The 14680-nt window shown below is 55.0% G+C and carries 13 protein-coding genes; 6 read left to right on the plus strand and 7 right to left on the minus strand.

What is annotated here, in order from left to right; all coding sequences use genetic code 11:
• Positions 1 to 51 precede the first annotated feature (51 nt).
• Together KIH39_RS21380 and KIH39_RS21385 are read right to left on the minus strand one after the other, a co-directional pair.
• Positions 52 to 573, minus strand: a complete 522-nt coding sequence (locus tag KIH39_RS21380; protein WP_213495254.1) for a HEAT repeat domain-containing protein — start codon at positions 571 to 573, stop codon at positions 52 to 54.
• A 94-nt stretch (positions 574 to 667) separates the two neighbouring features.
• Positions 668 to 3439 carry a serine/threonine-protein kinase gene (locus KIH39_RS21385; protein ID WP_213495255.1) on the minus strand — a complete coding sequence of 924 codons (2772 nt, stop codon included), beginning with the start codon at positions 3437 to 3439 and terminating at the stop codon, positions 668 to 670.
• A gap of 295 nt (positions 3440 to 3734) precedes the next feature.
• Between KIH39_RS21385 and KIH39_RS21390 the strand changes: the two genes are divergently transcribed.
• Complete coding sequence (locus tag KIH39_RS21390) at positions 3735 to 4733, plus strand: aldo/keto reductase (RefSeq protein ID WP_213495256.1); 999 nt, start codon at positions 3735 to 3737, stop codon at positions 4731 to 4733.
• Between the two features lie 101 nt (positions 4734 to 4834).
• Positions 4835 to 5791, plus strand: a complete 957-nt coding sequence (locus tag KIH39_RS21395) for an aminotransferase class IV (RefSeq protein WP_213495257.1) — start codon at positions 4835 to 4837, stop codon at positions 5789 to 5791.
• A 14-nt stretch (positions 5792 to 5805) separates the two neighbouring features.
• Here KIH39_RS21395 and KIH39_RS21400 read toward each other — a convergent pair whose 3' ends face one another.
• The 3 genes from KIH39_RS21400 to KIH39_RS21410 are packed head-to-tail and all read right to left on the minus strand — an operon-like array spanning position 5806 to position 9934.
• The gene (locus KIH39_RS21400) at positions 5806 to 8319 is read right to left on the minus strand and encodes a tetratricopeptide repeat protein (protein ID WP_213495258.1); all 2514 of its coding nucleotides are present in this window, start codon (positions 8317 to 8319) and stop codon (positions 5806 to 5808) included.
• Positions 8316 to 8912 (minus strand): RNA polymerase sigma factor, encoded by a 597-nt coding sequence (locus KIH39_RS21405; RefSeq protein ID WP_213495259.1) that lies wholly within the window; start codon positions 8910 to 8912, stop codon positions 8316 to 8318. Before KIH39_RS21405 ends, KIH39_RS21400 begins: the two co-directional genes overlap by 4 nt.
• Positions 8913 to 8923: 11 nt before the next feature.
• Positions 8924 to 9934, minus strand: a complete 1011-nt coding sequence (locus tag KIH39_RS21410; RefSeq protein ID WP_213495260.1) for a hypothetical protein — start codon at positions 9932 to 9934, stop codon at positions 8924 to 8926.
• A gap of 306 nt (positions 9935 to 10240) precedes the next feature.
• On the opposite strand from KIH39_RS21410, the gene KIH39_RS21415 reads away from it, so the two are divergent.
• Both KIH39_RS21415 and KIH39_RS21420 read left to right on the plus strand, forming a co-directional pair.
• Positions 10241 to 11395 carry a hypothetical protein gene (locus tag KIH39_RS21415; RefSeq protein ID WP_213495261.1) on the plus strand — a complete coding sequence of 385 codons (1155 nt, stop codon included), beginning with the start codon at positions 10241 to 10243 and terminating at the stop codon, positions 11393 to 11395.
• A 166-nt stretch (positions 11396 to 11561) separates the two neighbouring features.
• Positions 11562 to 12053: a hypothetical protein gene (locus tag KIH39_RS21420; protein WP_213495262.1), complete on the plus strand. Its 492-nt coding sequence runs from the start codon at positions 11562 to 11564 to the stop codon at positions 12051 to 12053.
• Between the two features lie 77 nt (positions 12054 to 12130).
• Here the strand turns inward: KIH39_RS21420 and groES are convergent, their stop codons facing one another.
• Together groES and KIH39_RS21430 are read right to left on the minus strand one after the other, a co-directional pair.
• Positions 12131 to 12418: a co-chaperone GroES gene (groES, locus tag KIH39_RS21425; RefSeq protein ID WP_213495263.1), complete on the minus strand. Its 288-nt coding sequence runs from the start codon at positions 12416 to 12418 to the stop codon at positions 12131 to 12133.
• Positions 12419 to 12438: 20 nt separating this feature from the next.
• Positions 12439 to 12966, minus strand: coding sequence for a response regulator (locus tag KIH39_RS21430; protein ID WP_246539370.1), 528 nt, complete (start codon positions 12964 to 12966; stop codon positions 12439 to 12441).
• Positions 12967 to 13367: 401 nt separating this feature from the next.
• Here KIH39_RS21430 and KIH39_RS21435 point away from each other — a divergent pair, with 401 nt between their 5' ends.
• Complete coding sequence (locus tag KIH39_RS21435) at positions 13368 to 13871, plus strand: NADAR family protein (protein WP_213495264.1); 504 nt, start codon at positions 13368 to 13370, stop codon at positions 13869 to 13871.
• A gap of 365 nt (positions 13872 to 14236) precedes the next feature.
• Complete coding sequence (locus KIH39_RS21440) at positions 14237 to 14467, plus strand: hypothetical protein (protein WP_213495265.1); 231 nt, start codon at positions 14237 to 14239, stop codon at positions 14465 to 14467.
• Positions 14468 to 14680 lie beyond the last annotated feature (213 nt).

A 14680-nucleotide genomic window follows, 5' to 3' on the forward strand; every position in this document is an offset into this window, starting at 1 on the left:
AAAAAGCGAAAACCGCGACCAAATCGCGGTTTTCGTCGGGTCATCCGGCGATCAGGTCTTTTTGTTGATGCGGGTGATAGCGTCCCGATAGACGTTCGCATCCGCTTTCTTGCCGGAATCGATCAGGGCTTTTTGGGCTTCGCGAAGGGCCGGGATGGCTTCCTTGGCGGCATTGCCTATGTTGGCCAAGCCCTTGGCCGCGCCCTGTTTGACTTTCTCCACCTTTTCGTTTTTCAGCAGATCGAGCAAAGCGGCAATCTGCTCTTTCTTATCGTCGAGATCTATTTTGCCGAGGCCCTCGGCGGCGGCGCGGCGGACGTCCGAACTGCTATCCTTCAAGCCTTCGAAAAAGGCGGGTATAGCCGGTTTGGCCAGGCCGATTTGAATCTGCGAAAGATCCCCCAGCACCTCGAAGGCTTTGGCCCGTTCTTTGGGATCTTTGGAGGTCTTCAGAATTTTCTGATAGTGCTCCGCTTCATCTTTTTTGGAATCCCGCGCTTGAACATCGCCGACCCAGGCTAACAGTAGCGCCGAGAGAACGGAAATACCGAATCCGAAGCGAATGCGATTCATGATTCACCACCCAATTCGAAGATAGTTGAACTTATTTTCGATTATAACCCGAAAAATACCCGGAGGTTTCGAAATTGCGGCAGTCGAAAGAGTATCAGGGCAACCGGTGGCGGAGATCTTCTTCCAGATATTGGAGAATTCTGTCGGTATTGTCGATTTTGCGGCCACGCAGAGTCTCATCCAGAGCCAATTCCCATTCTCCGACAGAGGCCAGACACGCGGCGTAGTAGGAACAGAAATTCAGAGAACCGGGCTCGAGTTCGGTCGCTTTCTTGAGATATTTCAGAGCTTCCTGACCCCGCTGCAAATTTTCGTACAGGAGCATTCCCAGCACGAAGTTCGCGAAACCACTCGCATCATTCAGACGCAAACTCTCCTGAATTTGTTCCCGGGCTTCATTGAAAGCGGCTGGGGAATTTTTCGCCCGCAGCAAATTGGCCAGATTGGCGCGAGCCAGATCGTTCTTGGGGGATATGGACAGGATCAACCGGAAGTAACGGATGGCATAATCGATTTCACCTCGATTTCCCAACTTGGCCGCATGGTTTAAAACGGCCGGTACAAAGCCACTATCCTTTTGGAGGAGTTTTTCCATTTTCGCAAAGCCGGTCCGGTCCTCATCATCGAGGGTCTCGCCGAGAATCAGTAAGGCGTGGGCGAAGTTCGGATCGGTTTCCAGTACGCGGTTGCAGAGTTCGATGCATTTCTTCACATCGCCCTTGGCTTTCCAGGCATTCGCCAAATTGGTCAGCGCCCGCGGCGAATCGGGTTTGATCTTGAAGGTCGATTCGAGAACTTGAATGGCGATATCGTGATTTCCGGTAGCAATCAGACAGTAGCCCAGATTGATCAGTGCCGGATAGGAATCCGGGCGGATGGCCAGAGCGGCCCGGAAGGCCAGGCACGCTTTCTCCGGGTTGTTGTAAGCTTCTGCGTAAAAATTGCCCTGCGTCAGATGGAGCCAGAAATCATTGGGATGGAGGTTGCAACCGATCTCGAGCACTTCCAAGGAAGGGAGCCCTTGCTGATTCAACATCCAGCACAAGCGGATGAACAGACCCGGCCCGGCTTTCCGGCTCAACAGCGATTTGGCCAGTTCCTTGATGTGTTCCGGACTGCCGTTGTTCCAGGATTTGGGATCGCGGAACGGATCGCAGGTCACTTCGAATATGGTGCGGTTGATTCGGGCGACCAGAGCTTTATCGGTCTCATCCGTCGCCCAATCGTCCAGGGCATTGATGATATCGCTTTTCAGGGGGGAATTTTTGATCCGCTCGAGAGCCTCCTGATCCAGTTCCTCGGTGAAATCCCAGTTTTCGTCCTTGAAGAACTGAATGTAGCGCGGGCTGGCTTCCTTCTGGGCATAACTGTTGCCGATCCAGAGTGCCTTATCCAGCCGAATCGCGTCCAGCTTCTGCAGAAACTCGAAATCTTTTTGAGCTGCCAGAATCTGCTTTTCCATGCTCGAATCGTTAATCGATCGAACGGAATTGTATTCTCTTTCCAGCAGCACCCGCGCTTCATTCCACATACCGCGAGTCTGCAACGCCGGCAGTTGTCGAAGCAACTCATCGAGTTCGCGACGCATTTCAATCTTCCGGCCGCTTTCCTTGGCCCCGCGGAGTTTATCCTCCTGCTCCAGGGCCGCGGTCTGCTGAATCTTCCAGATGGTGATGGCCGCGGCGAAGAGAATTGCCGTTACCGTGAGGAACGCCAGAAGGGTGTGGACTTTCCGGCGGGAGCGTTCGACGCGCGCCTGAATTTCGGCCTGCGTTAAGGTCATTTCGAGCGCTCGAGCGCGATTTTCGATCAAAGCGCGAATCTGGATGACACGATCGGCAACGACCCGGGCATCCCGAGGCCGATCTTTCGGATCGCTCTGCAGGCAGTCCAAGGCCAGATCGATCCATTCGGGATCGATTGGAACCTTCTTTAGCCGATCGCGGCATTCGTCCAACTCACCGTGCACCGCCTGGAAGCGGATCTCCTCGATCGTCCGGCCCTTATAGGGAGGTTCGCCGCTGAGCATGACGCACAGGATGGCTCCCAGGCCGAAGATATCCGACTGGGGGCCGATTTCGTCCCGGTCCCCCCGCGCTTGTTCGGGCGGCATGAAGGTAGGCGTGCCGATCATCGATCCGGCCAGGGTCCAGTCGTTATTTTTGTCGATGCGCGGATCGCGCACCCAATTTTCGTCGAGCCGGAGTTCTTTCGAATCCCGAAGTGCTTTCTTGGATTCGCTCGCGTCGAGCACTCGGGCCAGTCCCCAGTCCATCACCTGAACTTCGCCGAAGGCGCCCACCATGATATTCGAGGGCTTCAGATCCCGATGGATCACTCTTCGCTCGTGCGCGTAAGCTACGGCCAGACAGATCTGTTCGAAAATCGCCAGGTCGCGCTGCCAGTTCTCCTTCGCGACTTTTCTCTCCGCAAGCAGATCGGTGAGGGTGCGACCCTGAATCAACTTCATGACCAGGTAGGGCCGACCATCCGAGAGCGTGCCGATTTCGTGGATCGGGGGTATGCAGGGGTGTTGGAGCTGCGCGGCGATCTGGGCCTCTTCGACGAAGCGATCCACCGCTTCGGGATTTTTCGAGTACCGATCGTTCAAAACCTTGATGGCCACATTGCGGGCCAGTCGCAGATCGTAGGCTTTATAGATTGTGCCCATTCCACCGCGCGCCAGCTCGCTATCCAGTTGATAAGGAGCGTTCGGGGCGAAGACGGGAGTTTTTGTGGAAGGGGGAATTAAGGGCGCAGCCGAGAGCGTATCGTCATTGGTTACGTCCCGTCCCACTTTTGTGTTTTCGGCACGCAACAAAACCGATTTGCGAGATCGAATATTAGCGGTCAATTCGTTCTGCATAGGTTCCAGGAAGCGTCTGCGAGTAAGAGATCTACTTTGGAGTAAACACTACCGCTTCCTATGCAGAACTATGGGACAACTTTTCTCCAGCTGCAAGTAAAAGCCAGAATAAGAAGCCTTTCGGAGCAAAATTTTCTCACTTTTTCTAATTTCAGGTAGCACCATGACTTAGGAAGCAAAAAAAGTAAGATTTTTTACTGAAATATCGAAATTCGGGCGCCCGCAAGAGACCCATTAAGCTCGTATCATAACTTCCGGAACTCTTCATCGCACAGCGGAAGCTAAAGGCGGAAAAATGCAATACAGGAAATTCGGACGGACCGGGGCTTCGATCTCTGAAGTGTCACTGGGTACCTGGCAGTTGGGCGGTACCGAGTGGGGGGATGTCAGTGACACCGATGCTTTGGAAATACTTCATAAAGCGGTCGACTCCGGCGTTAATCTCCTGGATACGGCGGACATTTATGGTAACGGCCGGAGCGAAACGCTGATCAAACGCTTTCTCCTGGAGAGTCCTCGCAAAGTCTACGTGGCAACGAAGTTGTGCAAACGTTCCGATGGATCGAACGGCTGGTCGCAAAATTTTAGCCTCGCCGCTCTCCGCCAGCATACCCAGGATTCGATCAAACGACTCGGCGTGGAATCGATCTGGCTGCAACAGTTTCATTGCCCGCCCTTGGAAGAGCTGCAAAAGGGCGAAATTTTCGATCACATCCGCACCATTCAAAAAGAGGGATTGATCGAGCACTGGGGCGTCAGCGTCGAATCGATCGAAGAGGGGATGATCTGTCTTCAGCAGGCCGATTGCAGCAGCCTTCAGGTGATTTACAATATCTTCCGGCAGCGCCTGCAGGACGAATTACTTCCCCGAGCCAAGGCTCAGCAGGTGGCCATCCTGGCCCGGTTGCCCCTGGCCAGCGGCGTGCTGTCCGGGCAATTTCGAAGCGGCCAGAAATTCGGAGCCAACGATCACCGCAACTACAACGCCAACGGCGAGAAGTTCAACGTCGGTGAAACTTTTGCCGGGCTCCCTTATGAACAGGCACTGGTCTTTGCCGAGAAAGTGAAAGCCATCCTTCAAGCCGAACAGAATGCACCGATGGCCCAGCTTTCCCTGCGCTGGATTCTGGATGACGAGAGTGTCTCGACCGTGATTCCGGGGGCCACCAAACTGGCTCAGGTGGAATCGAATGCGAAAGCCAGCCAACTGCCAAGACTTTCGAAAGAGGTTCATCAGGCTTTGCGGCAGTTGTACCAGTCCGAAATCGACGGAGCCGTACGAGGCAAGTATTAGAGGAATCTATCTCGCCCCCGTCGGCCGCGTCCGGGAGGGGAGTTTCTAGAATAGTGCTTTCGAAGCGAATTCTCCGGTTCAAATCAGGGGTGGAGTTACGGATGGTGCAACAACAATCGGCCCGGGCGGAAGATTTCTGGTGGGCCGAGCCAGCGACGCAGCAAAAATTGCTGACCGATCCGATTGGCGTGCTGAAGGAAATGGGCATCAACGTACCGGCGAATGTCCCCATTCCGGTGGCCCAGGAAGTTGTGCGACTCAATTCGCTTCTCTGGCTCGATGGCCAGGTGATCTCCCGGGACCAGTTTAAAATCGATCCGGCCGATGAAGGACTGCTATTCGGTCGGGGCGTCTGGGAATCGACGCGAGTCATCGGCGGTTTGCCCTGGCTTTGGTCGATGCACATCGAACGACTGAAAAAAACGGCCGAACTGCTGCGAATCGAAGTGGAGCCGGAACGCCTGCCCGATAGCATGGCGGTCAGCGAGTTCGTTCGCAGTCTCACCAAAATGGACGTGGTAATTCGTCTGAATCTCACGGCCGGTCGGCCCGGGAAAAAGGGCATCGTCTGGATGACGGCCGCGCTGCCGCCCGCGCCTTTGCACGGGGTCCGTCTGCAAACCCGCACGCTGCCGATGGAAAAAGGGCACCCCTACCTGCTTTGGAAGACCTTCCAGTATGCCACGAGACTGGAAGTGGGTCAGCAATCGATGCGCGAAGGTTTCGATACCTGCCTACTGGTGGATGAACAGGACAACCTTCTGGAAGCGGCCCATGCGAATCTGTTCGTTCGACTTCAGGATGGCTGGGCCACTCCCCTGGCCGATGGGGGGCTGCTGCCCGGTACGGTGCGCCGACAGTTATTGGAACGCTCGCCTTTACCGATCCGGGAGATGAAAATCCCCCGCGCTTTTCTGGGAGAAGTCACTGAAGCCTTCGTCACGAACAGCAACGTCGGCATTGTACCGGTGACGCAAATCGACGATCGCAGCTTTCCCTTGGGGGCGGAGACGCAGCAACTCCAGCAATGGTTGCGTCCGGCACCGGCGCAATCGTAATGTTGCTAGCCCGTCTACTGCTTGAATTGCTTCAGTAGCATCTGGGCCTGGAGATGTTTCGGGTCCTGTTGCAACGCGCGTTTTAAGCTGGCGATAGCCTCGGGACGTTTGTCTTGCAGTAAATAGTTCAGAGCCCGGCGATATTCGACATCCGCCAGCGGTATCCGACCCCCATCTTGCGCCCGATCCAGTTCGGTTGCGGCTTCCGCCCAGCGCGACTGCTGCTGGTAAACGGAAGCTTTCCCCAAATGGGCAGCCACCAGATAGGGATCGAGCATCAGCGCCTTTTCGAAATCGGCATTCGCGGAATCGAAGCGATGGGCGGCCAGATACGCGAGTCCCCGGTTGTAACGGCACCAGCCCTCCTCAGGAGCTAAGGCCACACAGGTGGAATAGGCGGCGATGGCCTCGGCGGTCTGATCCATCTTGAGGTAGCAGTTACCCAGATAGAAATTGGCCCAGACGGAATTCGGATCAATGCTGAGGCTCTGGTTAAGATCCTGAACCGCCTGAGGATAATCCTCGAGTTCCAGGAGCGCTTTCCCGGAGTAAAGGTAACTCCAGGCACTGCGGATCGATTTCCCGGCCGCCTTGGCTAACATTTCTTCGGCCTCGGCATCGCGATTGAGGGCTTTCAGGTGCCGCACCTGCTGCAGCAGCAACCCCCGGGAAGAACCGAGGAGTTGCGAAGCCTCTTCCAGAATCTGCAGCGACTGCTGGTGAGCCTGCGGGCGAGTTTCAAGAGTCGACAGACTTTCAGAGAGTTCGGAGCAGAGTAGCGCCAGGTCCAGAAAATCGCGATCGCGCGTTTCTTCCATCTTTCGAGTAGGAAGCCGATTCAGCTTGGCATAAAAATTCTGCCGGTCGTACCAGAGCATCTGACAGGTCTGCAGCACTTGGCGAAGCTGTTCGGGATTATTTTGCTCTGTGGCCAATAGCGGCCGGGATTTGCTGATGAAATCGTGCAATTCCTTGGCGGCTTGGCCCTTTTCCGCCCGGTGTCGCGATTCGAGCAGTTCGTTTCGCATTTTCAAATTAAAAGGTATTCGACCGGCCAGTCGTTCGGCGATGCGAAAAGTTTCCACCGCTTCGGAATATTTTTCGTTATCCATCAGCCGCAGGGCATCGCGCCGAGTGGCGTTGATATCGCCTTCGATTCTTTGAATTGAAAGCCAGACCGCCAGGCTGATGCAGCCCAGAGCGAGTGTGATGAGAACGAGCGGGAAGGCATAAGGCCGGCGTTTGCGCCACTTCGACCACCGTTCCATCAGGCTGCGATTGCTCACCCCTTTCAAGGGAAGGTTCGTGAGTTGCCTGCGCAAGTCATTGGCCAGTTCACCGGCACTATCGTAGCGTCTTGACGCATCTTTTTCCGTGCAGCGATCGAGGATATCGTTCAGGCCAACGGGAATGTTGACGGCGGAGTTCCCTTTTTGCAGCGAAAGCAGTTCCCGCAGCAGAATGCCCAGCGAATAAATATCAGCCCGGCCATCAACATCGGCTGGCATGTTCAGCCCGCGTTGGGCCGCTTTCAGAGCGGCTTCGTGCTCCGGAGCCATAAAGCCTGGCGTTCCGCCCAGATGTGGCGGGGCGGTCTGGCCCGATTTCAACGGGCCGCGAGCCAGATGAAAATCGAGGAGCATCGGCACACCGTCGGAGGCGATCAGCACATTCGACGCCTTGATGTCGAAGTGGATCAGGTTGCGCACATGGGCATATTGCAGAGCGTCGGCCAGATTCGCACCGATCCAGCAGATGGCTTCCGGGATATTGGCCTGATCCAGAAAGTGAGCAGTCGAGCCGGGAGAGCTATAGATAGTCTCCTCTTCCGTTTGCGCTTGCCGCAGCCATTTGCCGAACTCCCCCAGCCGGGAAGTGCCGACATTCGATTCGGGTTTGGCCAGTATTTTTGCGAGAGTGGTGCTGCCGAAGTAGGGCATGCACAGGGCCCGCTGGCCGCGTTCCGGCAGTTCGTGCACCGAATAGAGCGGCACAATATGAGTGTGCTGCAACCGGGCCAGGGACAGATGTTCGCCCCCCAGGGCGGGACCAATTTTCAGGACCACGGGCCGGCCAGCCAGTTCTGGCTGAGTGGCCAGATAGACCCGGCCATGGGCGCCGCGGCCCAGCTCTTGAATCAACTGAAAATTCCCGATATGCGCCCCGGGCAATTGGAAATCGGCGGAATCCCAGTGCGGTTCGAGCATTCGCTGGCACTCGCGCAGTGTGCGCACCTGCGAAATCCATTTGGGGAAGCGATTTTCCAGCTCAAGGGTGGCGGTCGGGACGCGAAATTCTTCGCGCAGGGCGAGTTCCTCGGCGATCAACTCCAGGGCGGCCTCGGGGCTTTCCCATAATTCCGGCCGCTGATTCAAATAGTGGTCCGCTCCCGGCCGTTCGCCGCGATGCCAGGCGGTAATCATCTCTTCGGCCAGGGATTCAATCAACTGATCTTGAGCGGTAGGGGAGGTGGTGAAGCTGCTGGGTGGATCCGGGCGGCGGGGCGGTGTGGTGACGGACGATGTCATGCGGGAAATCCTTCGCTCTCCTCGCCCGGCGGTTCATTCAGCGGCTCCTCGCTCAAGGCGATCTGTCGGGCCAGCCGGCGTAGAATCCGGCGGACACTTCCTTCGTGCAGCCCGATTTTCTCAGCGATTTCCGATAGGGCCAGTCCCTGACGGCGATACTGGAGAATCGGATGATATTCGCTCGGGCACAGACGCAGCATTTTTTCCCAAAGATCATCCGCCTGAATCATCTGGCTGGGGGTGTCGAGATGTTGTTCCTCGAGCGATTCCCAGGAAGTGATGCTGCTGTCCTTATTGGAAGCGGCGCGGTAGTGCTTGCGATAGCGGTCGATTAAACGCCGGCGGGTGATGGTGGCCAAAAGAGCCCGCCATTGATCTTCGCCCTGGACGCGCCAGCCATCCCGGCCCAACTGACGGACCACCTGAACCCAGACGGATTGAATGATGTCGGTCGAATCGAATTGAGTGCGCAACTGATGCGAGAGCTGCCGACGGACTATGGCGCGTATATAGGGAGTATAGAGTTCAAACAGGGTTTCCACCGCGGCCGGTTCACCGCCATGGAAGCGCTGCCGCAGATCATCCGAAAGCATTGGCCGCATCTCTACCGGGCGATCAGAAACTCGGTGCCGGGCATTAAGCAGTCCACGGTCCGTCGCGAAGTATGGGACTTATAAGTATACGCGACCCCGCCCGCTCCAAGAAAGGCCGAGGCCAGCCACAAGTAATGATCCCAGGCGTTTTCCTGAGATTCACTCAAATCCAAGCCTGAAAATTGCTGCAACAATCGACGGGCACTCTCTTCCAGATCGTTGAGATCGATGGAAATCAGTCCCTCGAGAGGTTTGCTTTGCGGTTTCTCCGCCGTAATGGTCTGATTCTCCAGACGCCCATTCGGAAGAATATTTTCGGACGGAGACTCCGGCTTCATATCCTTGGATTCCGGGTACTCGACGGCATTGCTCATCGATGGAATGCCGCCCGCCCGTTCGGATTCGATTCTCGAAGTGCCCGCCCGGCCGGGTACATCCACGATCAGATCTGATCGGTTACTAGAACCGTTATGGGAATCTGCCGGGGAAAGCAGGTGATTGAGGGGGTCCGTGGTCAACCCGGTCAGTCGGCTGCCATTAAATTCCAGCGGTTCTTTCAGCGATATTGCCACATCGGCGAGCGGCGTGGTGTTGATTCGGCTCGTCACTGAAGTCGCAATGCGCACGAAGTGCGGGGAAGGGGCGCTGCCCGGTTCCAAACCCAGTGTCGAATTGAATATAGACGAGTTAACCGGTGCCGAATTGAGCGGCAGAGCGAGATCTGGGGCCGTCTGGGGAGCCAAGTTGATCTGTGCCGACGAGGGACTCATCGACCATCCTTGCCAGCCTTTCAGGCTCGGGTCAGCGCCGGGATCAAAAGCTCTCGCGCGATCGTCTGGTGCGAAAAACGATTGGGGATTGGTATATGTGTGATCGAGGACCGAAAAGTTTGCGGCTACGCGATCGGCGAAATGAGAATCAAAATCGTTTCCAGGAAAACCGGGCAAGACCATTCCGCCGGTTGGCACGATTCGAGATTCGATAGACTCTGGACCGCGAACTTTATGGGTAGGGGAAGCCATAACGTAATAATCCAACACAAAGAAGACCGTAGTTATAGAGTACCCGAAAGTTACTCTTACTGCCCAATATAAATTTTAGAATAGAAAAAATTTTTTAAGAAATCTTACGGACTGAATGCTTCTTTTTTGCGCCCGCTTGGCCATCACCCCGTCGACTATTCCTGTAGGAGCCAGATTCGAGTGGTGATCTGAATTCGGCCGTTCGGGCCGAGACAAACCGCTCATCAGGGATGGATCGTCTTTTCAGGCTCTCGACTCTTTTTTCAAAAAATTCCGGGCATTTTGCCTTAACGAAGGAGCATGCGCATGTTTTTGGAACGGTGGCTTCGTCTCTATTCCCAGGCTTTACGCATTCGAAAGAAGAAAGCTCTCCAGAACCCTAAAAAGCCCGAATCAAAAACGCTTCTAAAACTCCAGGCCCTCGATGATCGAATCGTTCCAAATGCCTCTCGATTAATAGGTATTTATCCCGACATTCGCGATCTGATTGGTAGCTACTCTTCCTCTACAACCGCCAATTCCGTGGTCACTCACTTTGCCGTCATCACCTCGCCGCAGACCACGGCGGGGGCCGCGCGCGAGGTGGAAATCATTGCCCTCAATGCGAATAACCGGCCGGTTTCCAACTATACGGGAACGGTTCAAATCACCAGTTCCGATAGCGCTGCCGTGCTGCCCGCCACTTACACCTTCACCGCGGCGGACCATGGCCGGCACGAATTCAGCGTCATTCTCAATAGCACCGGTAGCGAAACCATCACGGCCACCGACACAAGTACCTCCACCCTCTCGGGAAGTACCTCAGTGACTGTGAACCCGGCTCTGGTGGCTACCCATTTTGCTCTGCTGACGCAGAAGAATGTCTACAGCGGGGCGATTGAATCGGTCACCGTGGTGGCACTCGACGCCAGCAACCGAGTGGTACCCAACTATACCGGGACGATCCAGTTCAGCACAGCCGCGACGGGTGTCACTTTACCGGCCAATTATACCTTCACTTCCGCCGATCAAGGTGTCCATACGTTCCAGATTACTTCTACCACCATCGGCAGCGAGACCCTCACGGCCACCGATACCGCCAGCCCCAGTATCACGGGGTCGGTTACGGTCAATGTGAAAGCCGATCTGGTGGCAACGCACTTCGCACTGATCCAACTGCCCAGCGCCTACGGCAGTACCACCGCGCAATATCTAGTGGTCGCTCTGGATGCGAATAATCGGGTGGTACCAACTTACACGGGTACCATCCACTTCACCAGCACCGATAGTGGGGCGACTTTACCGGCGGACTACACATTTACGCTGGCCGATGGCGGTTCGCATGTGTTTAGCGTGACTTACTCTTCAGCGGCTACCAAGTCCACGACAGTGACGGTCATCGATACGACGAACTCTTCCCTTACGGGAAGCTCTACCAACTCGCATCGTAGAGATAACTTCGTCTTCAACTTCGGCTGGTAAGGAACTTTCCGCGACTCGCACTTTGTAAGAGATTGAGGATCGTTTTTGGCGATCCTGCCATCGAATCCATTTCCGAAAAGGTTACTTGGCGTCGGCAACCCGCGCCCAGTTTTTCGGACGTGCGTTCACTTCCCAACATCTCAGGCGGGTTGCGAGGATTTTTCAGATGAACTATTTTTCGATTCCGAAGGCACTGATCGCTTTCGCACTTCTGGCGGGATTCGCCGGGGAAGCTTCCGCTCAAGGCCGCGGCGGGCAACGGGGAGGCGGAGCAGTTCGATCCACTGCCGCGAGTGGCAATTCCTCGCAGTCGTCGAACTCGACGAATTCCACCGCGACGGGAAAATGCACGGGCAACAAACCATCCACCTCGACAACCGGTACCACCAGTACTGGCACGAGTACTACCGCCCGAACCAGCACGGCGACATCCTCGAACACAACCGTCAATAAGGCACTTTTAAGCCAGCAGCTCACGGCTCTGCAACAGACGGTGGTTCGGTTGCAGACGCAACAGGCCAACATTCAGGCCAAGGAAGCGAATCTCAGCGGCGAGCAGTTAACGATCGCTCAGACACAGCTGTCAAATATCAGTACGCGCCTCACGGCCTTGCAGACGCGAATCGCACAGCTGCAGGCAAAGATTTCCAGTTCTTGAGGAGGCAAAAAAGAGGGGGGAATCGAACTGATCCAGTCGATTCCCCCCTTAAGATTTTTCTGTGAGTAGCCGGTCGATTAGCCGACTACAGCCAGGATGTCGTCTTCGGTCATGATCAGGTAATCTTTACCGTCGACATTCACTTCGCTGCCGGCGTAGCTGGTGAACAGAACCTTGTCGCCCTTCTTCACCTGGAAAACGGCTCGCTTGCCACTGTCGAGCAATTTGCCTTCACCCAGTTCGAGCACCTTGCCCTGTTTGGGTTTTTCCTTGGCCGTGTCGGGCAGCACGATGCCGCCAGCGGTCTTGGTTTCGGCTTCCAGACGTTCGACAACGATCTTGTCGTTAAGGGGTACAACTTTCATTCATTACTCCTTGAGTAGTACTATTGCAGAGGTTTATCAGGGGTGGTTGCGGCCGGTTCCGCCGGCTTGCTGGCCGGGGGTTCGCCGTTCTTCGGATTTTCCACCACGTTATCGCCATAGAATCGAATGAGTGCCCGCACTACGGTCGTGGTCACCACATTTTTAGAAAACGGCTTCGGTATCACACTGTAGAACTGGGCATTCATGGCCTTGCGGACCAGTTCCAGGGTGGCGTCGGCCGTAATCAGTATCGCCGGGAGTACTTCCTGCATCTGTCGGAGCAGCTGCAGCGTTTCCATCCCCGTCAGTTGGGGCATCTGGTAGTCCAGCAGGGCCAGATGGACCGTTTCGGACTGAGCAATCTCACAGGCTTCGTTGCCATTGGCTGCCAGATGAGTTTTGAAAGCGCCCACGGCCTCGACGATTTCCCGCAGCATGGCGCGCATGTTCGGATCATCGTCGGTGATGAGAATGTGCAGATCGCGTTGGGGCAGGGTGGCCGTCATCGCAAATACCTCATCCCGATTGTCGATTGAAATAATGGACAATCGGATGTCTCGTCCTGAGACTTTGGCTGGTCAGTAGGAAGTAATAGAGCAAAAATCGTACCAGACAATAATTGCGAGAATTCTCGCAGTATTATTGGTCAAATTTTCTACTCAGATCATGGCTTATCCCGCCGAACTGGGCAAGAGAGACTTCCTATTCTGCCAAATTGACAGAGCCGGGGGATCGTTATCCTAAGTCTAAATCCGCGCGCCAGATAGGTCGCGGCGGCGGGGAATTAACGAAAAGCGGAAGTTTGCCGGCTGGGGGGAGGGGGAGGACTGCTGCAGCAGTCACTTTTATTCCTCGAAATTAACGGTTGAACCCTCGGAGTACGCTATCTGTCGAGTCTATTTCACGTAATCGAAGTCTTAGGTCAATCGAGTTCGATGAGGGAGGTACGATGGCCGAGCAATTCACATTCTTCTGGAAACATCGCCTCAGTCAGTGGCAGCATGCCCCGTTCGTTCTGGGAGGAATCACCTTCACCCATGCGGAACAGTACATGATGTATGCCAAAGCCCTTCTATTCAGCGACCGGGAAGCGGCTGGTCGAATCCTCGCTGCAGAAACTCCGCGCGAGCAGCAGGAGATCGGTCGGAGAGTGCGCGGGTATGACGAATCGGTGTGGGTACTGTTCCGAGAAGGGATCGTCTTCACTGCCAATTATGCCCGCTTCAGTCAGAATGAAGATCAGCGAGAATTACTCTTTTCCACTCGAGGGACGACTCTCGTTGAAGCCTCGCCGCACGATCGGATATGGGGAATCGGCTTGAGCGCGGACGACCCCCGGGCGCGGGATCGATCACAGTGGCTCGGTCTGAATCTGCTGGGGGAGGTACTGATGCGGGTTCGAGAAGCGCTGCTTTGGACTTTCGAATTCAGGCGTGGTATTCACGCTTCTTAAGCCGATTCAACTAACATGAGTGTGAACCAGCACGCCGAAAGTCTGGAATAGGTACCGTTGACTTGAAGGTCGGATGATTGAGTAAGAGATCGATCAAAGATTGAAATTTGCAAACGCTTAAAGTCATGTACAATCGGCATCTGAGCTGCACAAGCTCAGCCCGACCTCTCCCAGATGCATTGCGAATAACTTCGAAATTGAATCGACGATTTCAATTGTGTAAGAGGATTTATTGTGCCTAGCCGATTACCCTACTGCCCATTATTCTTGCCTGTTTTGCTTTCACGCCCTGCAACGTCAACATCATCGCTCATGATCCATCATCGCCCGGAAAAACAGCTCAAGAATTTGCCGAAATTGCCTTCATGAAATCCGATTATGTCGCGGCACGCGCTCTGTTAGCCCCACAAACACAGCAGGACGTATCAATAGAGAAAATTACCGCGGAAGAGGCTCGCATGCACCCAAAAACAAAACCGGCAGAGGTTTCAGCTATAGAGTTTGAGCCAATATCCGGTCAGCGTGCCATCAATATCTTTCTGAAGGGCCAACAAGGGGTACGAGTTTTTTTATTATCGACTGCTTCTTACGGGTGATAAACAAGCGGGTTACCAAGTGAGTGGGCTATGGAGAGGTACCGGCCCCTATCCTCCCTCAGCACGTAAGCCACTATGAGCTACTCATCACGTAATCCAGGTGCATGTTTACTCGTTGCGCCGTGGGAAGCGAACCGTCTTGATTTCGTAACTAACTTCCCACTGTCGAACCGAAATCAAACTCTCTTGCCCCTTCAAGCGATAAATATCGCT

This window comes from Telmatocola sphagniphila (assembly GCF_018398935.1).
GTDB classification, from domain to species: domain Bacteria; phylum Planctomycetota; class Planctomycetia; order Gemmatales; family Gemmataceae; genus Telmatocola; species Telmatocola sphagniphila.

Excerpts from the sequence above, each read along its gene's own strand:
- KIH39_RS21380 (WP_213495254.1), bottom strand. The coding sequence starts at position 573 with ATGAATCGCATTCGCTTCGGATTCGGTATTTCCGTTCTCTCGGCGCTA.
- KIH39_RS21385 (WP_213495255.1), bottom strand. The coding sequence starts at position 3,439 with ATGCAGAACGAATTGACCGCTAATATTCGATCTCGCAAATCGGTTTTG.
- KIH39_RS21390 (WP_213495256.1), top strand. The coding sequence starts at position 3,735 with ATGCAATACAGGAAATTCGGACGGACCGGGGCTTCGATCTCTGAAGTG.
- KIH39_RS21395 (WP_213495257.1), top strand. The coding sequence starts at position 4,835 with ATGGTGCAACAACAATCGGCCCGGGCGGAAGATTTCTGGTGGGCCGAG.
- KIH39_RS21400 (WP_213495258.1), bottom strand. The coding sequence starts at position 8,319 with ATGACATCGTCCGTCACCACACCGCCCCGCCGCCCGGATCCACCCAGC.
- KIH39_RS21405 (WP_213495259.1), bottom strand. The coding sequence starts at position 8,912 with ATGCTTTCGGATGATCTGCGGCAGCGCTTCCATGGCGGTGAACCGGCC.
- KIH39_RS21410 (WP_213495260.1), bottom strand. The coding sequence starts at position 9,934 with ATGGCTTCCCCTACCCATAAAGTTCGCGGTCCAGAGTCTATCGAATCT.
- KIH39_RS21415 (WP_213495261.1), top strand. The coding sequence starts at position 10,241 with ATGTTTTTGGAACGGTGGCTTCGTCTCTATTCCCAGGCTTTACGCATT.
- KIH39_RS21420 (WP_213495262.1), top strand. The coding sequence starts at position 11,562 with ATGAACTATTTTTCGATTCCGAAGGCACTGATCGCTTTCGCACTTCTG.
- groES (WP_213495263.1), bottom strand. The coding sequence starts at position 12,418 with ATGAAAGTTGTACCCCTTAACGACAAGATCGTTGTCGAACGTCTGGAA.
- KIH39_RS21435 (WP_213495264.1), top strand. The coding sequence starts at position 13,368 with ATGGCCGAGCAATTCACATTCTTCTGGAAACATCGCCTCAGTCAGTGG.
- KIH39_RS21440 (WP_213495265.1), top strand. The coding sequence starts at position 14,237 with ATGAAATCCGATTATGTCGCGGCACGCGCTCTGTTAGCCCCACAAACA.